Consider the following 19,169-nt stretch of genomic DNA (forward strand, 5'->3'; position numbering starts at 1 on the left):
CAATATGAATCACCATCCCTACTCGTGCCGAAAGTCCTGAATGTCGATTAGTCCTAGATCATCGCGCAAGTGAGATATATGAAGCCCATGAAAGCAGTGGTGGTTTTTCCGCATCTGGGTGATCCTTCGGAAGCGCTTGAGTTTGTTGAGGAAGCACTCGACCTGACGCGGTTCCTTATAGAGCCTCCAATCGATTGGCGGGGTGATGGCGCGGCTGGGATTGGCTTTTATGTGGGTGGTTGCGCCGAGATCATTGGCAATGAAATCCAGTAGTCTTCGGCGCCGTAAGCGGCGTCGGCGATGACGTGGCCGACAACCTGCAAGCCCTTCAGGAGGGTTTGCGCCTGCGGGGAATCGCCGTGTTGTCCTGGTGTGGGGTGGATGCGCAGCGGCAAGCCAAGCGCATCGACGACCGCGTGCAGCTTGGTCGCCAGCCCCCCGTTAACGACCGATGGTGGTAGGTTCAGCCCCCCCCCTTTTGCCCCTGCCGCATCGGCATGGACTTTCGAAATGGTGCTATCAATCAGGACATATTCAAAATCCGCGTGTTGGTTAGGGTTTTGAAGAGCGCTTCCCAAACCCCCGCATGAAAGCGAGGAAGAGGAATGACCTTATCCTAGTGGTGTTTTCGCCAGTCGACGCTCGGACGAAACCGTCGGGAAAGGCCATTCATAGGCGGAGCCGATCGAAGGTCCTGCCCCGCTAATTCGCTTTGAGGGCCTCAAAGATCGTAGACTGTGCTTCGCTATCCAAGATGACAGGTTTGTCTCATGGGCGCTTACGGGGGGACAGGGCGGATATGTTCGACTATATCGAGCGATTCTACCATCCACGGCGCAGGCATTCGAAACGAGGCGGTGCAGCCAAGGTTCCAGCGGTGCTAAGCACCGCTGGAATGCTGCGGAGGGTATGTCAGCCCTATGGAGTTCGATGACAAAGCCGTGTTGGCTTAACTTGCTGTCGCATCAAGCTCAACACATATTGCTCTAGCTGAAATAGGGGTTTGTTCATTCCTGCTTCCTACGGGCGCGCGGGCTGGTATGCTTACGACACCATGTTTTCACGGAACGGGCCATGCAGCTGCTATTAGCCGAGGATGAGCAGAAGACGATCAACTACCTCACCAAGGGGTTGCGTGAGGAAGGTCATGTTGTGGACGCCGTCAGCAACGGCGCGGACGCGCTTGCCCTGGCGCTGGCCCGCGAATTTGACGCGATCATCCTGGATGTGATGATGCCCGGCCTCGATGGCTGGGAGGTGCTCAAATGTCTGCGTGCCGCCGGGCGGGCCACGCCGGTGCTGTTCCTGACGGCGCGCGATCATGTGGAGGACCGGGTGCGCGGCTTTGATCTCGGCGCCAACGACTATCTCATCAAACCCTTTGCCTTCGCGGAATTGCTGGCCCGGCTGCGTAATCTGGCGCGTCTGCCCAAGGCGGCACCCGGCTCCAGCCTAATGACCGTGGGGAATCTGGAGATCGACACGCTGCGCCACCGTGTCAGCCGTGCCGGCATGGGGCTGCAGCTGACCTCCAAGGAATATGCGCTGCTGCTGTTGCTGGCGCGCAACCAGGGGCGGGTGCTCTCGCGCACGCTCATCGCCGAGGCAATCTGGGGCCTGTTCCACGACCAGCAAGCCAATGCGGTGGACGCGCTGGTCCGCCGCCTGCGCGCCAAGCTGGACACGCCTTTTGATACGGCCTTGCTGCACACAATTCGCGGCACCGGCTATGTGCTGGATACATGATGCGCCGTGTCCTTCCTCCCGCCTCCATCAGCGGGCGGCTCGCATTGCTCTACACGCTGGGGGCGCTCCTCGCGGTGGGGCTGTTCGCGTTGCTGGCAAACTGGAAGCTGGAGGCGAATTTCACTGTCGCGCATCGGGATTTTCTCCAGGCCAAGGCGGCGGAGTTTCAGGATGATCTGAATGATGGCGGCGGCCAGCCAGACCGGCTCATCAATGAGATCTTGAAGGAAACCGACGGCGCGCGCCTGCGTTCCTATGAAGCCAGGGTGCTGGTGGCGGGCAAGCAGGCAGGCGAAACGCCAGGCATGGCCGCCTTGCTGCCCGCGCGCTTATTTCCCGCCGAGCGTGGCGTGCAGGCTCTAACCCTCATCCGCGACCAAACCGGCAACAGCTCCTGGCTGCTGACCAGCCTGCCCCTGCAAGGGCCACAGAATGTCAGCCTTCAAATCGGACTGGATATCACGCGGGATGAAGCCCTGCTGACTGATTTTCACCGCGCGCTGGCCGTGTTCTTCCTGCTGATGGTGCCGCTTTTGCTGGGAGCCGGACGGCTGGCCGCCACCCATGCCCTGGCGCCGCTGACGCGCATCGCCAAGGTGGCGCAGAGCATTACCCCCGCCCAGCTGTCCCGGCGCATTCCGCAGGACCCGCCCTGGCCGCGCGAGCTGACCGGGCTGGTGCAGGTGTTCAACCAGATGCTGGATAATCTCGAATCCAGTTTCGAGCGTCTCTCCCGTTTCTCGGCGGATATCGCGCATGAGCTGCGCACCCCGCTTTCCAATCTCACCGGGAGTCTGGAGGTCTGCCTCATCCGCCCCCGTGACGAGGCGGAATACCGGGCCGCCATCGCTTCCGCGATCGAGGACGCGCAGCGCCTCACCGGGCTGATCGAGAATTTGCTGTTTCTGGCCCGGGTGGAGAACCCCAGACACGCGTTGCGCCTTGAGCGTTGCGAGGCCAGTGAAATCTGCGCCTGGGTGGCGGCGCACTATGAGGCTCAGTCTCGCCCCAAGGATTTGCGCCTGCGCATCGCAGGTGCGGCCACGTTCTACGCGGATACGCTGCTGCTCCGCCAGGCGTTGGGCAATGTGTTGGCCAATGCCGTGCGCCATGCGCCACCGGGCTCGGAGATCGTTCTGGCCATTTCGGGCAGCCCGGCCAGCGGCGTGGACATCTCTGTTTCCGACCAGGGGCCGGGTATCGCGCCAGAGCATCTGCCCCGGCTGTTCGACCGCTTCTACCAGACCGACCCGGCGCGCGGCCACAAGGCAGCGCAAGGCTCAGGGCTGGGGCTGTCTATCGTGCGTTCGATCATGGAGCTGCATGGCGGGCGGGTGACGATCGAGAGCGTGCCAGGGCAGGGAACATGCGTGAGCTTGCAGTTTCCGTCCATGGAGGCGTGAAAATGATAAAATTATCATCGAAATGGCGCCGTTTCGTCCAGAGGGCGCGCTTATCAAGGCCTGATGATTCGACGCTTACGATCCGCGCCGCTCGGCCTTGTCCTGACGCTGCTGGCGCTTACCGCCCAGGCACCTGGGGGCTGGGTGACAGTACGGACCAGCCAATTCGCCCCGGTTCTTTCCGGTTTCGCCAGCGTGCAACCGGGCGCGCCGGTCCCCATTACCGCCCTGCAAGCCGGCGTGCTCACCAGCCTCGCCGTGGTGCCGGGCGAAAGTGTGCGTCCTGGCCAGCCCATAGGCCTGCTTGGCGGGGCGCAGCTCGCCGCGGCACTGGCTACAGCGCAAGGGGCCAGCAACGCCGCCAATGCCGCCTTGGCGGCAGAACAGGGTAAGTTCGCGGACCATCTCGGGACGAGAGCCGCGGTGGCGCAGGCACGCGCGGCGGCGGTTTCAGCGCGGGCCAGCCTCCTGGCGTTGCGCGCCGCATCCCGCCTGCAAAGCCCGGTGGCCGGGCAGGTGCAAAGCCTCGCGGTTGGGCCAGGCGCCGCCCTGGCGCCGGGGCAGGAAGTGGCCGTGATACAACCCGCCGCCGGCGCATGGGTGAAGGCGGTGCTGTATGGCGCGCAGGCGGAAACGCTTGCCCCCGGTATGGCGGCCCGGTTCACGCCCGCCGATGGCGCGCCGGCTATGCCGATCACGCTGCGCGGGGTGCAAGCCACGCAGTCCGATGGCGGGCTGGTCCTTGCTTTCGCGGGCCACGGCCTTCAGCCCGGCGAATCCGGCGCGGTCAGTCTTTCCTTGCCGCCCCGCCCTGTCCTGCTGGTCCCCAGCGAAGCGCTGGTGCTGGATAACGGGCGCTGGTGGGTGATGCTGCATGACGCACAGGGCGACCACGCCGCCCCGGTCGTGCCGGGCGCAACGCAAGGCCCTGAAACGCCTATTCTCTCCGGCCTCAAGGCCGGGGATCAGGTCATCGTCCAGGATGCCGCCTTGCTGTATCATCGCGGCATCGCTGGCCTTTACCAGCCGCCGGATTAACGCCATGCCCGCCGCTTTACGCCGCCTGCTGGGTCGCCCGGCTCTGTGGCTGATGATCTATGCCGCCTTGCTCGGCTACGGGCTGTTCGCCCAGTTCAATATCCCCGAAGAGGTGCTGCCCGCCTTCAACTATCCCGAGATCAGCGTGACGGCGCATCTGCCCGGCACCACCGCCACGGATATGGAGGCGATGGTTGCCACCCCGCTGGAAGGTGTGTTGCTCGGCTTACCTGGTGTCTCGAATGTCCGCAGCACCATCAGCGACGGGCTGGTGGAGACCGATCTGCGTTTTGCCGCCACCACCAACGCCCAGGCGGATTTGCAGGCGGTGAACGGCGCCATCGAGCGGGCCCAGACCAGCCTGCCGCCGGGCGTGCAGCCGTTCACGCAGATCATGGGCAATGCCATCAATGAGGTGGCGGATTATGCGGTTCGCATTGCCCCCGGCATATCACAGGCGCGGGCGGCCCGCGCGGTGGCGATGCAATTGGTCCCGGCCTTGCGCGCCGTGCCGGGGGTGCAGCTCGTCACCTCCGCCGGGCTCGGCGGCGAGGCGCTATGGGTACAACCCAACCTCACCGCCATGGAACAGGCCGGGGTCTCCGTGCAGGCCTTGCAACAGGCGCTGGCTGGGCAGACCATGCTGGTGCCGGGCGGCACGCTCAGCCTTGGCCATGTCGACTCCCTCATCACTTTCGGCAATGCGCCGAGCGCTGCAAAACTGGCGCAAACGCCGGTGATGGGGCCGCACGGCCCGATTCCGCTGGGCGCGCTGGCGCGCGTCCTGCACAGCACGGAACCGGTGCATCAGCGCGAATTGCTGGATGGAACCCCCGCGATTGCGCTTGTTGTGTTCAAGCAGCAGGGCGCCTCCACCTTACCGGTGGCGCGAGCCCTCGCGCGGGCGATCAAATCCGTGACTCTGCCGGACGGCGTTTCCGTGCTGCGGATTTACGACCAGGGCCATCTGGTGCGGGCCACGAGCGATGATTTGCGCCGCAATCTGCTCATTGGCGGCGTGCTGGCCATTGCCGGGCTGCTCGCGGTGCTGGGGGCAGGCAGCGGGGCTTGGTTGCTGGCCTTGTCTCTGCCGACATCGCTGCTGCTGGGCATCGCCGGGCTGTACGCCACCGGGCAGAGCCTCAACCTGCTCACCTTCGGCGCCATCATCGTGGCGCTCGGGCTGGTGGCGGATGATTCCATCATCGTGCTGGAGAGCATTTTCCACCGCTGGGAAGCGGGCGACGCAACCTGGCCTGGCATCTGGCGCGGCTTAAGGGAGATCATGGCGCCTGACATGATCGGCACGCTTACCACCGCGCTGGTGTTCGTGCCGCTGCTCTTTACCGGCGGGCTGGCGGGGCTGTTCTGCGTCCCCTTCGCGCTGGCCATGATTTTCGCGCTCGGCGCCTCGCTGCTGGTGTCGCTGACGCTGATTCCGCTGGGGTTGGGGCTGCTGCCGCGCCATGCCGTGCGCCCGCCGCGCGCGGCAAATGTGCTGCTCACCCGGCTGATGGGCTGGAACCGCCGCCTGTTCCGCCTCGCCTTGGCCTACCCGAAACGCGTCGTGCTGGCCTGCGTGGCGCTGCTGCTGGCGAGCCTCGGCGCGATGAGCCTGGTCTCGGTAAATGTGCTGCCCTTGCCGAATGAGGGTGTACTGCTGGAATCCTTTACCCTCGCCCCCGGCACCTCGCTTGCGGATTCGGACGCGGTGATGCGCCGTCTCTCCGCCCGGCTGGCGAAAGACAAGGCGGTTGAGCACGTGCTGGCACGCATCGGCTCGGCGGCGGGCTCCACCTATACCGAACCTGCCTATGCCGGGGAGATCACCATCCGGCTCAAGCCAGGTGCGGGTGGTGCCAGCCTGGATGCCATCGCCAACCGCGTGCAGGCGGAAACGCAATTCCCCTCGCTGCAAACCGGCATTGACACGCCCACCATCGAACGGCTGGGCGAGAGCCTGAACGGCCTGCCGCAGCCCTTCGCCCTGGATTTATACGGCGATGATCTTTCCCAGATGTCCGCTACCGCCCAGGCCATCGCCCAGCGCCTTGGCCGCGTGCCGGGGCTGAGCGATCTGTTCAACGACCAGGGCTATCCCGAAACGCAGTTGCGCATTACCCCACGCCCGGCGGCGCTCGCCGCGGCCGGGATGACGCCCTCGGTGTTGAGCGGTGAGGTCTCCGCCCTGATGGCGGGACAAGTGGTGACGGAACTGCCGGATGGCGCCGCGCCACTGCCGCTTTATCTGCGCCTGCCAGATCCGCGCCTGCTCTCCCAGCAAGGGCTCGCGGCATTGCCGGTGGGGCCAAACAGCGCCACGCCCCTGGGCGCGCTGGCGGATATCTCCCTCACCACCAGCCCCAACCAGTTCATGCATATTGATGGCGCACGGGCGCTGGAAATTCTCGCCACCCCCACCACAGCGCCCAATATCGCCATCGCCCAGGCGCGGCGCGCCTTGGCCGGGCTGAAGCTGCCGCCGGGCGAGCGGATCGTTTTCGGTGGGCTGTACCCGATGCTGGAGCGCGCTGCTTTGGGGGTGGGCATAGCCGCCATCGCCGCCATCGCGGCTTTGGCCTGGGTGCTGTTTCTGCGCTTCTCTGGCCGGCGCGTACCGTTGCTGCTGTTGGCGCAGATTCCGCTGGCGATGACCGGCGGCGGGTTGGCCCTGGCGGCGAGCGGGCTGGGGCTGAACGGCATCGGGTTGATCGGCTTCCTGGCCTTGGCGGGGGTGAGTCTGAATCACGGCGTCGTGCTGCTGGACCGCGCCCAGCGCAACGAGGCGGCGGGAATGAGCCCGGAGGAGGCCGTGGACGAGGCGCTGAACGTGCGGTTCCGCCCCATCTTCCTCACCACCGCTGTTGCGATCCTGGGCATGCTGCCCACCGCTTTGGGCTTTGGCACAGGCGCCGCGCCTGAGCAGGGGCTGGCGGTGGTCATCGGCGGCGGCATTCTCTGGAGCGCGCTGCTCTGCACCAACCTGCTGCCGGCGCTGTATCTCACCGGGCGCAAGCCGAAGCGGCAAGCATGAAGCAAAGAGCTTGATATTCTCACGACGGCGACTGGGCCGCGCATTGAGCAAGATCAATGCGCGGCTTTTAGGCGCGCGATATAGAACTCACGCTCTGAATCCTTCAAAAGATGGGACCCAAACATGTCTGGTTTCTTTCGGAAAGCGAGCGCCACAGTCTTGGCATTCACCATCACCGCGCCCATCGCGTGGGCTGATTCTCCAGCCGCGAATATGGCGGCCGACGCCAATGCCGCCTTCCAAGGGCAAGGCTGTAACGGCTACGGGCCAGGGCCTTGGATGATGGGCAGATGGGGCGGTGGTGTGCCGATGATGGGCTATGGCGGTTGGGGCGGCGGCGGATGGCTCATGATGATCTTTGCCGCTGTTCTGATCGCGGCACTTCTATTGTTCATCTTCCGGGCACTCACCTGGACGGCGCATGCACCGCATCAGCAAATGCGCTCCACCGGCGGCGGGGGGCCGGGCCTGCACGCGCTCGATGAGCGTTACGCGCGCGACGAAATCAAGCGCGAAGAATATCTGCAGAAAAAGCGCGATATTCTGGGCAACTGACCGCCTCAAGGCCACGGCTGATGAGACCGATAAGCATCATACCTGAATTTTTTCTGAAAGTGTGGGGTAGGGAGACGTCGGAACTGATTCGCGAAGGAATGACCAACGTCTCCCCGGTGTCGGACAGATACCAAAACGCCCCGGCGAAGCGGGGCGTTGGGTCTGATCAGCCTTTGGCCGGATAGGTAAAGTTGAAGCTTTCCGTGAAAGGTTTCCACCAGGGCGGAATCCCGGTCGCGGCGTCCGTATGGCGGTAATATCCGTTCACTGAGGGCGGCTCGAAGCTGTAGAGAACGTGATATGTTCCCCGGCCGTCCATTGCCAGGCTATCCGCATAATGCGGCCCGTCATCGGCGGACATCGGCAGAAGCACACCCTTATGGCTCCAATTCGTTCCCTCCTTTGTGAGCGTGTAGCTTATCTTGACGTAGGGGATCCAAGCTTGATCAGCGTAACCCCAGCGATTATTCGCGGTGGCGTGCAGATCCACTTCCAGATGAATCGTATCCGGCCCCATCGGCATGTCGGGTGGCATCGGGTCCATCTTCACGCCGAGCAGATAGGATGAAACGATTTCCATATCGTCCTGGTGGTCAGGACCGCCGATATAATATTCCTTGGCGTGGGCAGCCATGGCGACGAGACTGAACAGCGAGACGAGTGGGATAAGCTTACGCATGATTCAAATTTCCTGCAGAAGAATGTTTTGATTTTGAAGGCCGGTGAGACAGCCAGAGCAGCACGCAAAGCGTAACAATCCAGGCCAGCAGCTGTATCCCCATCGGTCTGTCTGAATACCCAAGAAGGGCCTGGGCAGCCTTGCCGGCAATGGAGCCTGTGGAGAGCAGCCGGGAACTGTTCCACAGCTGATAGCCCAATGCCGGAATATAATCGTCATTGGCCAAGAGGGCGGCGGCCTGCCCCGCCATCCCCGCGGCGAGCAGGGAAATCAGCGTGGAGGTGACACCGAACAGATGCCGCAACGGGATGGCCAGCAGCCCCCGGTAAAGCGTCCAGGACACCGCCCCGCCCGCCAGAACGCCCAGAATGCCGCCGCTGATGAGCGACGCGGCACTGAGGTTCGCCGCCGTGGCAATGCCGTACAGAAAGAGCGCCACCTCCGAGCCTTCCCGCAAAATCGCGATGGCGATGACCACGGCCATGGCCTTCATGGTGCGCTGTCCAGCCAGCACCTCAGCCCCCATGTCGCGCATCTGCGTGGCCATTTCCCGGCCGTGCCGGGCCATCCAGGCCGCATGCCAGGCCAGCATCAGCACGGCAAAAATCAGAATCGCCGCGTCGAATACGTCCTGTCCATTGCCGGCGAACATCTGGGTAAGCTCGCCCAGTAGGGCTGCGAGCAATCCTGCTCCGGCCAGACCGGCGAACAATCCGCCCCAAAGATAGCGTCCCCGGCGCGGCACCCCTGCTGTCGCGGCCATGACGATGCCAACGATGAGCCCCGCTTCCAAGACCTCACGAAACACAATGATGAAGCTGGCCAGCATCTATTTGGCTTCCACAATGCCGTGCGCGGCTTCAGGGTGGTAATCATCGTAGAATTTGTACCGCCCGGGGCTCAATGGCCCAGCCATCACAGAGATGGTTTGGCCAGGTAGGAGAATTTTCTCGACCCGCAAATCCGGGCTTTCGAATTCATCCGGCGTGGTATCGTGGCTGGTCACCAGCAATTTAAACCGGCTGCCCGCCGGCACGACGATATGGTCCGGCGTGAAGTGGTGAGCCTCCAGCACCAAGCTGAGCGGTGCTGCCATGCCGGCCACGGGCAACAGCGATGCTACAACCCCAACGGCCAGACACCTGAAATAAATGGCTTTGCTTGCCATGAGAGCCGCACTCCATCAATTGCAAATAATTATCGATTGCTGTAAGAGCTACTTATTGAAAACGATTCTCGTTATCAAGTGGCTAGAGCAAATATTATCCTGGGATAATGCAGTATGACTTTTGGTGTTGAGGTTGCGAACGCGCTCGATCCTTATCGGATTCCGGCCAACTGGCTGGTGGCGTTGTATAATCGCGATATCACGGTGGCGCTTCAGCCCTGGCAGTTCTTGATTCGGGCCCTGCATGTGGCGGCGGTTTGCGTGTTTTTTGGCGCCTTATGCATATTGGATCTGCGTTTGCTGGGTTTTGCGCCCGACCTGCCGGTTCGGCCATTGCTGCGTTTGGTGTTGCCGGTTGTGTACGCGGCATTCGGACTTGCCTTGCTAACCGGCTTCACATTGTTCTTTTACGATCCTGTTGCGGTTGGCAGCCATGACTGGCTGACGCCGAAGCTGCTATTCATTGCCCTTGGTATTGCGAACGCAATCTGGTTCAACAGGCGATATCTTTCGCCGCAGCTTGCCTCCAACGACGAAGTCCGGACGGGCCATTGGGCCGTGTTTGTCTCCTTGGCGCTGTGGGGCGCGGCGATATTCTGTGCGTGCCTTAATGCTGAACCGCCGCCCCGGCTATATCTGGGAAGCTAGCCCACTCAAATCTCTCAAGCGGTGGCGCCTCCGGCAAAGCTGGCGCGGTTCACTCCCGCGCGGGGCAAGCGCGGGACGGGCAATTTCGGGCAGTAACTCCAATCAGCCGATCTTTGCCGGGCTCTCTCTGGTCGGATCGCGGCGTCGGCAGGGTTGCTTTCCCCGCCGCCGCGCGCGGGGCTGCTGTGATTCGGCCCTAGCAATTGCCTTTATCCCGTTGAAATAAGGCTTGCATCCCATCCCTAATCGCCGCAGACTAAATTTGCCGAGGAAGGCTGATGGTGTGAGCCACTCAGCGGGGAGCGCTTGGCAACACGGCCCGCGTCATCAATAAAATTTTCAACGGGGCGAGATGATGAAACATCCCGGGCTGCTTGCTGTTATTCCATTTATTGGCATGTTAATTGGGCCGATCGTCCATAACAGTGTCACACCCTATATTCTAGGAATGCCCTTCAGCCTCGGCTGGATCGTGCTCTGGGTGTTCCTCACCTCCGCCATCATGGCGCTGATCCATCATCTGCAATCGCGCAAAGAGGGGGCTGGCCGATGAGCATCGCTCTGCTGTTGCTGGCCCTGGCCGCCCTGGTGGCGCTGGGGCTTGGTGTTTCCGCGCGCAGCGGCCATGAGATGGGGCTGCAGCAATGGACGGTGGCCGGGCGCGGGCTTGGCACCTTGTTCGTCTTCCTGCTGCTGGCCGGTGAGATCTATACCACCTTCACCTTCCTCGGCGCCGCCGGCTATGCCTACGGGTTCGGCGCGCCCTGCTACTACATCGTCGCCTACGGCACGCTGGCCTACGTGATCTCGTATTTCATCCTGCCGCCGGTCTGGACCTATGCGCGCGAGCATAATCTGGTCTCGCAGCCGGATTTCTTCGCGCATAAATATAAGAGCAAGCCGCTGGGAATCTTCGTCGCCCTGGTCGGCATCGTGGCGCTGATTCCCTATCTGGTGCTGCAATTCGTCGGTCTTGGCGTGATTGTCGAGGCGGCGAGTTACGGTTCCATTCACAAGACCGCCTCCGTGCTGATCGGCGCGGCGGTGGTGGTGCTGTATGTGATCACCTCCGGCGTGCGCGGCACCGCCTGGACGGCGGTGGTGAAGGATGTGATGATCCTCTCGGTCGCCGCCTTTCTCGGCTTCTACCTGCCGATCCATTATTACGGCAGCATCACGCATATGTTCGAGGCGGTGGACAAGGCGCGGCCGGGCTTCCTGGCCTTTGCCGCCAGCGGGCAGAGCGTGTCCTGGTTCGTCTCCACGGTGTTGCTGACAGCACTTGGTTTCTTCATGTGGCCGCAAGCCATGGGGGCCTGCTACACCGCGCGCAATGCCGACGTGTTCCGCAAGAACGCGATCGTGCTGCCGCTCTACCAGCTGGTGATGCTGTTCATCATCTTTGTCGGGTTCACGGCGTTTCTGCAGGTGCCGGGGCTGAAAGGCGGGGCGACGAATTCGGCGCTGCTGAAAATCGTCGTCGCCAGCTTTCCACCGGCGGTGGTCGGCATTGTCGGCGCCGCCGGGGTGTTGACGGCTTTGGTGCCGGGCTCGCTGATCATCATGAGTGCGGCGACACTGTGCGCGCGTAACGTGGTGGCGCCGCTCTGGCCGCAGATCAGCGACGAGACCACGGTGCTGCTGGCGAAAATCCTGGTGCCGGTGATCGCGCTGATCGGCGCTGGCTTTGCCATCGCCGGGAATTCCACCATCGTGGCGTTGCTGCTGATGGGCTATAGCTTCGTCACCCAGCTGTTTCCCGCACTGGTCAGCAGCCTGCTGCCGAACAGCCCGGTGACAAAATGGGGCGCCTTTGCCGGCATCGCCGCCGGTGTCGCCACCGTGGTCTATCTCTCCCTCGCGCATCAGACGATGGGCACGCTCTTCCCCGCCTTGCCGGAAATGGTTCGGGATCTGAATGTCGGCATCGTCGCGTTGATCGTCAATTTGATCGCGCTGGGGATTGTCAGCGCTCTCACCGCCCGGCGCTCCGGGGTGGCGCTGCGCGACGAGCACGGCCAGGCCTGACGGGATTTGGCCATGCGCCGCCGCGGTTACGGGTGAGGGGCTTGCCGGTCCGCGGCGCCGCTATCCTGCAGGAGCAGGGCGGCGAACTGGGCGGCGGCCGGCGAAGGCAGGCGCAAGGCCGGTTCCAGCAGATAGAGCGTGCGCCACAGCTCCAGATCCTCGATCGGCACGAAGCGGATCGAGCGATCCTCGAACAGCGACGCGGCATTCTCGGGCATCAGCGAAACCCCCACCCCGGCGCGGATCATGCAGAGCTGGGCGATGGTGGAATGGGCCAGCAGCGTCGTCTGCCGGTAGGCTTCAGGCAGCTGCGGACAATGCAGCAGCAATTGCTGGGTGCCGGTTGCGGCGGAGAGCGAGATCAGGCTGGCAGGGTCGATCTCCTGCAGCCGTACTTGTGCGCGCCCGGCCAGCTTATGCGCGGCGGCACAGACCAGCCCGAAGCGGTCGCGCGCGATTTTCGTCTGCCGCAGATCCGGCGATGACCTGGCCCGCCCGGCAATCGCCAGATCCAGCTGCCCATCGGAGACCATATCCGCCAACGCCTCGGCGACATCATCATGCAGCTGGCAGGCGATGCCGGGATTGAGCTGGCGAAACCGCGCCAGCGCCGGGGCGACCCGGCGCGAGATGGCCGAAGGCGCGGCGCCGATGGCCAGCTGCCCGGTTCGCAGCCGGGCCTGATCGCACAGTCTCTCCACCGCATCATCGAGCCCGGCCAGCAGCGGTGCGGTTTCGCGCAGGAAGGCGAGGCCGAGCAAGGTGGGGGCAGGCGGGCGGGTGGTGCGGTCGAACAACGGCGCGCCGGCTTCCGCTTCCAGCTGGCGGATGGTCTCGGTGAGGGCGGAGGGCACAATGCCCAGCGCCGCGGCGGCACGGGTGAAGCTGCCCTGCGCCCAGATTGCGTGCAGCGCCCGCAGATGCCGCAGGTTTATGTTCATATTATTTGAATTTAGCTTCATATTTTTCTATTTTTACGAACACTCCGTTCATGTTTCAAGAGACTTGTAAACGGGAGGCGGGCATGGACGGTATGGGGGTGGAGATGGATCAGGTGAAGCGCTTCGCCTCTGCCCTGCGCCAGGCCTGGTTTGGCGGCGAGGTCGAGACCGAGGCTGCGCTGCGCGTGGCGATGTCCACCGATAATTCCGTTTATCAGATCATGCCGGATGTCATCGTCGCCCCGCGCGATGCCGCGGACATGGCGCGGCTGGCTTCGGTGCTGGACCAGCCAGCGTTTCACAGCCTGGGGGTGACGGCGCGCGGCGGCGGCACCGGCACCAATGGGCAGAGCCTGAACCGGGGCGTCATCGTCGATACCAGGCGGCATATGAACCGGGTGCTGGCGGTGGATGCGCAGGCAGGCTGGGCGGATGTGGAACCGGGCGTGGTGCTGGATGCGTTGAACGATGCGCTGCGCCCGAGCGGCTGGTTTTTCGCGCCGGAAACCTCGACCTCTACACGCTGCACCATCGGCGGCATGGTCAGCACCGATGCCTCGGGCAAGGGCTCGCGGGTTTATGGCAAGACCAGCGACAATATCATCGGGCTGGAACTGGCGCGCCCGGAAGGGCTGCTCTCCAGCCTCGCTGCGCCGCCGGACTGGGCGACCGGAATGCTGGCGCGGGCAGAGGCGGCGGCGCGGGCCGGGCGGGCGGCCTTCATCGCCCATACGCCACGCCTGAACCGGCGCTTCACCGGCTATGACCTGGAGCGCGCCTGCCCGGAGGCGGGCGGGTTCGAATGGTGGCGGCTGTTTCTGGGGGCGGAGGGCACGCTGGGGCTGATTTCGCGCATCCGGGTCAAGCTGCGGCGGATCGAGCCGGAGAAGCGGCTGCTGGTGGTGGGCTTCGGCCGGTTCCGCCAGGCCTTGGCCGCCGCCGGGGCGCTGATGGCGTTCGCGCCCACCGCCATCGAGGTGATGGATGAGCGGGTTCAGGCCCTGGCCGGCGAGGCCGGGATCTTGGCGCGTCTGCCGCCCGGCTTGCGCGCCGGGGCGGGGCAGCGCCTGGCCTATGTGTTCATCGAGTTCAACGGCACTGACGGGCCGGCGCTGGAGGCGCGGCTGGAAGCCTGCCTGGCCTGTCTGGAGGGGCTGGAAGGCGCCCGGGCGGTGCATATGGCGCAGGGGCTGGCGGAGATCAAAGCGCTCTGGGCGATCCGTTCCGCCGGCGTCGGGCTGCTGGGCAAAATCCAGGGCGCGGCGCGGCCGGTGGCCTTCGTCGAGGATTGCGTGGTACCGCCTGAAAACCTGCCGGCCTTCCTGGATGAATTCCTGGCGGTGCTGGAGGGGCAGGGGCTGGAATTCGGCATTTATGGGCATGTTGATGTCGGCTGCCTGCATGTGCGCCCGGCGCTGAATATCGACAGCGCGGAGGACCGGCAAAAGCTGGGCGCGGTCTCGGATGCGGTGTTCGCGCTCACCCGTAAATATGGCGGGGTGTTCTGGGGCGAGCACGGCAAGGGGGTGCGCGGTGCTTATCTGCGGGCGTGGATCGGCGAGGAGGCTTATGCGGCGCTGCGCCAGGTGAAGGCGGCGTTCGACCCGCAAGGGCGGTTCAATCCTGGCAAGCTCGTCACCGGGGATGAAGGGGCGCTGGGCATTCTCACCACCCCGTTCCGGCCCTTCAACGCGCCGGAGGGCGATGCGCTGGCCGGGGCGTTTCGCTGCAACGGCAATGCGCAATGTCTGAGCTATGAGGCGAGCACGCCGATGTGCCCCTCCTACAAGGCGACGGCGGATTTGCGGCAGAGCCCGAAAGGCCGGGCGGACGCGCTGCGGGACTGGCACCGCCAGCGCCAGAGCGGGCCAGCAGACCCAGCTTTGGAGGCCGGGCTGCTGGCAACGCTGGATGGCTGCCTGGGCTGCAAGGCCTGCGCCTCAACCTGCCCGGTGCAGGTGGATGTGCCGGGGCTGCGCAGCGCCTTCTATGCGGATTATTACGCCCGCCACGCCCGCCCGCTGGCCGACCGGCTGGCGCTGCTGGGCGAGCGGCTGAGCCCCGCCTTGGCCGCCTGCGCGCCGGTGCTGCGCCCGCTCTGGCCAATGCTGGCGAAATTGGGCGGCGGGCTGGGGATGCGGGATCTGCCGGGGCATTACGCGCCGAAGCCGCTGCGCCGCTACCGGCTGGACAAATTGCCGCAGGATGCCACGGCTTTGGGCGCGCGCCCGGTGGTGCTGGTGCAGGACTGGTTCAGTGTCCTGTTCGACGGCGCCGCGCAGCGCGATGCCATCGCCGGGCTGGAGGCACTGGGCTATCGCCCCTGGCTGCTCAAGCTGCATCCGGCGGGGAAGGTGGCGCAGACATTCGGGGCGCTGCCCGCCTTCATGGCGATGGCGACGCGGCTATGCGCGGCGCTCTCGGCGCTGGCGCGGCTGGGGGTGCCGTTGGTCGGGCTGGACCCGGCTTTGGTGATGCAGCTGCGCCAGGATTACCCGAAGGCCGGGCTCATCCCGCCGTCTGTGGCCTTGCCGCAGGAGTTTCTGGTGCGGGAGCTGGAGGCAGGGCGGGTATTCCCGCAGGCCGCCGGCAGCGCGCCAATGCGGCTGTTCAGCCATTGCACGGAAAGCACCGCCGTGCCGGCCGCCGGGGCGCTGTGGCGGCGGGTTTATGAGGCGCTGGGGCTGGAGGTGGAGACGCCGTCCACCGGCTGTTGCGGCATGGCCGGGCTGTTCGGACACCAGGAGCGCCATCAGCGCGTCTCGCGGCATCTGTTCGATCTCTCCTGGCGGGAAAAACTGGAGGGCGGGGCAGAAATGGCGGCCAGCGGCTTCTCCTGCCGCTGCCAGGCGGAGCGGCTCGCAGGCAAACAACTGCGCCACCCGCTGGGGCTGATCGCCCAGGCGCTGGCCGGGAAAACCCCTTGAAATGGCTCGCCAAATAAAAGCTCAATGCGGAAAACGCGTTCCGGGGGACGAAATGGCCGCCGGTTATGTCAGGGCGCTTGACAAGCTAATATATTAGTGCATTTTTGGGTCCAAGGCGTGAAACGAGCCAGGAGGAAACATGTCATGCCGGGTGTCTCGGCATCGTGGGCCCGCGCGGCTTGGCGCTGTTGGTTTGGCATTATCGTAAAGGCCCTTGTCCATGAGCCGTAAAACCCCCGCTCAACTCCGCTCCGCGCGCTGGTTCGCGCCGGATGATCTGCGCAGCTTCGGGCATCGCTCCCGGATGATGCAGCTCGGCTTCGATGAGCCGGACTTCAAGGACAAGCCGGTGATCGGCATTCTCAATACCTGGTCGGAGCTGAACACCTGCCATTCGCATTTCCCCGAGCGGGTGCAGGATGTGAAGCGCGGCGTGTTGCAGGCGGGCGGGCTGCCGGTGGAGTTGCCCTCGCTCTCGGTGGATGAGAGCTACATCAAGCCGACCTCGATGCTCTATCGCAATCTGCTCGCCATCGAGGCGGAGGAGATGATCCGCTGCCATCCGCTGGACGGGGTGGTGCTGATGGGCGGTTGCGACAAGACCACGCCGGGGCTGGTGATGGGGGCGATCTCGGCCGGTGTGCCGATGATCTTCCTGCCCGCCGGGCCGATGCTGAGCGGCAATTATGCCGGCAAGCGGCTGGGCTCGGGCTCCGATGCCTGGAAATACTGGGATGAGCGCCGGGCCGGCAATATCTCGGACGATGAATGGCGCGGCATCCAGGGCGGCATCGCCCGCTCGCCGGGCGTGTGCATGACCATGGGCACCGCCAGCACGATGACGGCGATTGCCGAGGCGATGGGGCTGTGCCTGCCCGGCGCCTCCTCCATCCCGGCGGTGGATTCCGGACATGAACGCATGTCCGCCGCCTGCGGCCGGCGGATTGTCGAGATGGTGTGGGAGGATCTGACCCCGGAGAAGATCATCACCGAAGCCTCCTGCCGCAACGCCGCGATTGTCGCCATGGCCACCGGCTGTTCCACCAACGCGGTGGTGCATCTGATCGCGATGGCGCGCCGGGCCAAGGTGAACATGACGCTGGATGATCTCGACGCGCTGGGCCGCGTCACCCCGCTGATCGCCAATATCCGCCCTTCGGGCAAGGATTATCTGATGGAGGATTTCTTCTATGCGGGCGGTCTGCGCGCGTTGATGAAGCAGATCGAGGCGCGGCTGGATGGCAGTGCGCTCACCGTCACCGGCAAGAGCCTCAGCGAAAACCTGGAAGGGGCCAAGGTCTATAATGACGACGTAATCCGTCCGCTCTCCAACCCGGTCTATGAGGAAGGATCGCTGGCGGTGCTGCGCGGCAATCTCTGCCCGGATGGGGCGGTGATCAAGCCCGCGGCGTGCGATCCGAAATATCACGTCCATCAAGGCCCGGCCTTGGTGTTTGACAGCTATCCGGAGATGAAGAAGGCGGTCGATGATGAGAATCTCGACATCACCCCGGACCATGTGCTGGTGCTACGCAATGCCGGGCCGCAAGGCGGGCCGGGCTTCCCGGAATGGGGCATGCTGCCGATCCCGAAGGCGCTGATCAAGCAAGGCCACAGGGATATGCTGCGGATTTCGGATGCGCGCATGTCCGGCACCTCCTACGGCGCCTGCGTGCTGCATGTCGCCCCGGAGAGCTTCATCGGCGGGCCGCTGGCGCTGCTGCAGACCGGCGACATCGTGAAGCTGGATCTGCCCAATCGCCGGCTGGATATGCTGGTGGATGAGGACGAGATCGCCCGCCGCAAAGCCGCCTGGGTGGCCCCCGCGCCGCGCTATTCCCGTGGCTATGGCTACATGTTCCAGAACCATGTGACCCAGGCCGACCAAGGCTGCGATTTCGACTTCCTGCAATCCGATTTCGGCCCCGCCGCCGGCGAGCCGGATATTTTCTGAGGATATGATGAGCAACCCGACATTGTCAGACGCCACGCGCGAGAAATTGCGCAAGGTCTCCACCGCCTCCATCGCCAGCGCGCTTTATAAGCGCGGCCTGCGCAACCAGTTTATCCAGGGTGTGGTGCCGGTGGCGCCGAAGGAGGGCAACATGGTCGGCCCCGCCTTCACGCTGCGCTATATCGTGGCGCGGGAGGACCGCAACCCGATGACGGTGTTCCGCAGCCCGCAGCATCCGCAACGCGTGGCGATCGAGACCTGCCCGCCCGGCCATGTGCTGGTGATGGATGCCAGGAAGGATGCCAGGGCGGCGACGGCGGGCTCCATCCTGATCACCCGCCTGGCGCTGCGCGGTGCGGCGGGGGTGGTCTCTGATGGCGGCTTCCGCGATGCGGAGGGCATCGGCAAGCTGGACATGCCGGCCTATTACGCCAGGCCCTCGGCGCCGACCAACCTGACGCTGCATGAGGCGATCGACATCAACGTGCCGATCTCCTGCGGCGACGCGCCGGTATTTCCCGGGGATGTGCTGGTCGGCGACAAGGATGGGGTGATGGTGATCCCGGCTGAGATCGTCGATGAGATTGCCGATGAGTGCATTGGTATGGAAAGTTTCGAGGATTTCGTGCTGGAGCAGGTGCAGGCGGGAGCCGGCATCATCGGGCTTTATCCCTGCACGAAAGACGAGAACCAATCCGCCTACGAAGCTTGGCGCAAGGCCAACGGCCGCTAACCCCCGGCTCTGAAGTCGCAAAAGTTTTTGAGGGTCTAGGTCGTGTCTGCATTCATAGATTCCCTTTGTTTGTGATTTCTGATTCAAGGCTTGAGGAGGGTTCTTGCCTTGAGCAGACGGACACTGACGGACGAACAATGGAACCGCATTGAGGGTCACTTGCCTGGCCGTGTTGGCACCCCTGGCCGAAGCGGGGTGGACAACCGACTTTTTGTTGATGCGATCTTATGGATGGCTGGCAATGCGGCGCGTTGGCGAGATTTGCCGGAGATGTTTGGCAAATGGACGGCGGTACATGCGCGGTTCCGGCGTTGG

16 protein-coding genes and 1 pseudogene are annotated in these 19,169 nt (G+C 64.2%); 12 read left to right on the forward strand and 5 right to left on the reverse strand.

Going from position 1 to position 19,169, the window contains the following annotated elements:
* Window positions 1–53: 53 nt before the first annotated feature.
* A pseudogene (locus T331_RS20050) lies at window positions 54–589 on the reverse strand (IS5 family transposase); the annotation flags it as partial.
* A gap of 485 nt (window positions 590–1,074) precedes the next feature.
* On the opposite strand from T331_RS20050, the gene T331_RS0114820 reads away from it, so the two are divergent.
* The 5 genes from T331_RS0114820 (at window position 1,075) to T331_RS0114845 (ending at window position 7,776) form a co-directional block, all read left to right on the forward strand.
* Window positions 1,075–1,746, forward strand: a complete 672-nt coding sequence (locus tag T331_RS0114820; RefSeq protein ID WP_026440587.1) for a heavy metal response regulator transcription factor — start codon at window positions 1,075–1,077, stop codon at window positions 1,744–1,746.
* The gene (locus tag T331_RS0114825) at window positions 1,743–3,149 is read left to right on the forward strand and encodes a heavy metal sensor histidine kinase (protein ID WP_026440588.1); all 1,407 of its coding nucleotides are present in this window, start codon (window positions 1,743–1,745) and stop codon (window positions 3,147–3,149) included. The genes T331_RS0114820 and T331_RS0114825 overlap by 4 nt, the downstream gene beginning before the upstream one ends.
* 63 nt (window positions 3,150–3,212) lie before the next feature.
* Complete coding sequence (locus T331_RS0114830; protein WP_081822281.1) at window positions 3,213–4,187, forward strand: efflux RND transporter periplasmic adaptor subunit; 975 nt, start codon at window positions 3,213–3,215, stop codon at window positions 4,185–4,187.
* A 4-nt stretch (window positions 4,188–4,191) separates the two neighbouring features.
* Entirely contained in the window at window positions 4,192–7,221 is a 3,030-nt protein-coding gene (locus T331_RS0114835) for an efflux RND transporter permease subunit (protein ID WP_035180337.1), read from the forward strand.
* A gap of 159 nt (window positions 7,222–7,380) precedes the next feature.
* Window positions 7,381–7,776 carry an SHOCT domain-containing protein gene (locus T331_RS0114845; RefSeq protein WP_211248738.1) on the forward strand — a complete coding sequence of 132 codons (396 nt, stop codon included), beginning with the start codon at window positions 7,381–7,383 and terminating at the stop codon, window positions 7,774–7,776.
* A 166-nt stretch (window positions 7,777–7,942) separates the two neighbouring features.
* Here T331_RS0114845 and T331_RS0114850 read toward each other — a convergent pair whose 3' ends face one another.
* Genes T331_RS0114850 through T331_RS0114860 form a run of 3 tightly spaced genes read right to left on the reverse strand, consistent with a single transcriptional unit; the run spans window position 7,943 to window position 9,623 of the window.
* Complete coding sequence (locus T331_RS0114850) at window positions 7,943–8,455, reverse strand: iron transporter (protein WP_026440592.1); 513 nt, start codon at window positions 8,453–8,455, stop codon at window positions 7,943–7,945.
* Entirely contained in the window at window positions 8,448–9,284 is an 837-nt protein-coding gene (locus T331_RS0114855; protein ID WP_008495333.1) for an FTR1 family iron permease, read from the reverse strand. Before T331_RS0114855 ends, T331_RS0114850 begins: the two co-directional genes overlap by 8 nt.
* Window positions 9,285–9,623: a cupredoxin domain-containing protein gene (locus tag T331_RS0114860; RefSeq protein WP_008495334.1), complete on the reverse strand. Its 339-nt coding sequence runs from the start codon at window positions 9,621–9,623 to the stop codon at window positions 9,285–9,287.
* Between the two features lie 114 nt (window positions 9,624–9,737).
* Between T331_RS0114860 and T331_RS19260 the strand changes: the two genes are divergently transcribed.
* The 3 genes from T331_RS19260 (at window position 9,738) to T331_RS0114875 (ending at window position 12,299) form a co-directional block, all read left to right on the forward strand.
* The gene (locus T331_RS19260; RefSeq protein ID WP_051622412.1) at window positions 9,738–10,271 is read left to right on the forward strand and encodes a hypothetical protein; all 534 of its coding nucleotides are present in this window, start codon (window positions 9,738–9,740) and stop codon (window positions 10,269–10,271) included.
* A 355-nt stretch (window positions 10,272–10,626) separates the two neighbouring features.
* Window positions 10,627–10,824, forward strand: coding sequence for a DUF3311 domain-containing protein (locus T331_RS0114870; protein ID WP_026440594.1), 198 nt, complete (start codon window positions 10,627–10,629; stop codon window positions 10,822–10,824).
* Entirely contained in the window at window positions 10,821–12,299 is a 1,479-nt protein-coding gene (locus T331_RS0114875) for a sodium:solute symporter family protein (RefSeq protein WP_026440595.1), read from the forward strand. Before T331_RS0114870 ends, T331_RS0114875 begins: the two co-directional genes overlap by 4 nt.
* Before the next feature lie 26 nt (window positions 12,300–12,325).
* Here T331_RS0114875 and T331_RS0114880 read toward each other — a convergent pair whose 3' ends face one another.
* The gene (locus tag T331_RS0114880; RefSeq protein ID WP_244876973.1) at window positions 12,326–13,240 is read right to left on the reverse strand and encodes a LysR family transcriptional regulator; all 915 of its coding nucleotides are present in this window, start codon (window positions 13,238–13,240) and stop codon (window positions 12,326–12,328) included.
* An 83-nt stretch (window positions 13,241–13,323) separates the two neighbouring features.
* On the opposite strand from T331_RS0114880, the gene T331_RS0114885 reads away from it, so the two are divergent.
* The 4 genes from T331_RS0114885 to T331_RS19580 all read left to right on the forward strand — a co-directional run.
* On the forward strand, window positions 13,324–16,167 hold the full coding sequence (locus T331_RS0114885) for an FAD-binding and (Fe-S)-binding domain-containing protein (protein ID WP_035180339.1): 2,844 nt from the start codon (window positions 13,324–13,326) through the stop codon (window positions 16,165–16,167).
* A 220-nt stretch (window positions 16,168–16,387) separates the two neighbouring features.
* On the forward strand, window positions 16,388–18,121 hold the full coding sequence (araD, locus tag T331_RS0114890) for an L-arabinonate dehydratase (RefSeq protein ID WP_026440598.1): 1,734 nt from the start codon (window positions 16,388–16,390) through the stop codon (window positions 18,119–18,121).
* A 7-nt stretch (window positions 18,122–18,128) separates the two neighbouring features.
* Window positions 18,129–18,854, forward strand: a complete 726-nt coding sequence (locus T331_RS0114895; RefSeq protein WP_026440599.1) for a ribonuclease activity regulator RraA — start codon at window positions 18,129–18,131, stop codon at window positions 18,852–18,854.
* A gap of 108 nt (window positions 18,855–18,962) precedes the next feature.
* Window positions 18,963–19,169, forward strand: a 207-nt coding sequence (locus tag T331_RS19580) for a transposase (RefSeq protein WP_155992739.1), incomplete at its 3' end; no start/stop codon positions are given.

Origin of the sequence: Acidocella facilis ATCC 35904 (assembly GCF_000687875.1) — a bacterium.
GTDB classification, from domain to species: domain Bacteria; phylum Pseudomonadota; class Alphaproteobacteria; order Acetobacterales; family Acetobacteraceae; genus Acidocella; species Acidocella facilis.

What these genes read in the sequence shown, in the direction of transcription:
- T331_RS0114820 (WP_026440587.1), top strand. Translation starts at nt 1,075, where the DNA reads ATGCAGCTGCTATTAGCCGAGGATGAGCAGAAGACGATCAACTACCTC.
- T331_RS0114825 (WP_026440588.1), top strand. Translation starts at nt 1,743, where the DNA reads ATGATGCGCCGTGTCCTTCCTCCCGCCTCCATCAGCGGGCGGCTCGCA.
- T331_RS0114830 (WP_081822281.1), top strand. Translation starts at nt 3,213, where the DNA reads ATGATTCGACGCTTACGATCCGCGCCGCTCGGCCTTGTCCTGACGCTG.
- T331_RS0114835 (WP_035180337.1), top strand. Translation starts at nt 4,192, where the DNA reads ATGCCCGCCGCTTTACGCCGCCTGCTGGGTCGCCCGGCTCTGTGGCTG.
- T331_RS0114850 (WP_026440592.1), bottom strand. Translation starts at nt 8,455, where the DNA reads ATGCGTAAGCTTATCCCACTCGTCTCGCTGTTCAGTCTCGTCGCCATG.
- T331_RS0114855 (WP_008495333.1), bottom strand. Translation starts at nt 9,284, where the DNA reads ATGCTGGCCAGCTTCATCATTGTGTTTCGTGAGGTCTTGGAAGCGGGG.
- T331_RS0114860 (WP_008495334.1), bottom strand. Translation starts at nt 9,623, where the DNA reads ATGGCAAGCAAAGCCATTTATTTCAGGTGTCTGGCCGTTGGGGTTGTA.
- T331_RS19260 (WP_051622412.1), top strand. Translation starts at nt 9,738, where the DNA reads ATGACTTTTGGTGTTGAGGTTGCGAACGCGCTCGATCCTTATCGGATT.
- T331_RS0114870 (WP_026440594.1), top strand. Translation starts at nt 10,627, where the DNA reads ATGAAACATCCCGGGCTGCTTGCTGTTATTCCATTTATTGGCATGTTA.
- T331_RS0114875 (WP_026440595.1), top strand. Translation starts at nt 10,821, where the DNA reads ATGAGCATCGCTCTGCTGTTGCTGGCCCTGGCCGCCCTGGTGGCGCTG.
- T331_RS0114880 (WP_244876973.1), bottom strand. Translation starts at nt 13,240, where the DNA reads ATGAACATAAACCTGCGGCATCTGCGGGCGCTGCACGCAATCTGGGCG.
- T331_RS0114885 (WP_035180339.1), top strand. Translation starts at nt 13,324, where the DNA reads ATGGACGGTATGGGGGTGGAGATGGATCAGGTGAAGCGCTTCGCCTCT.
- araD (WP_026440598.1), top strand. Translation starts at nt 16,388, where the DNA reads ATGAGCCGTAAAACCCCCGCTCAACTCCGCTCCGCGCGCTGGTTCGCG.
- T331_RS0114895 (WP_026440599.1), top strand. Translation starts at nt 18,129, where the DNA reads ATGAGCAACCCGACATTGTCAGACGCCACGCGCGAGAAATTGCGCAAG.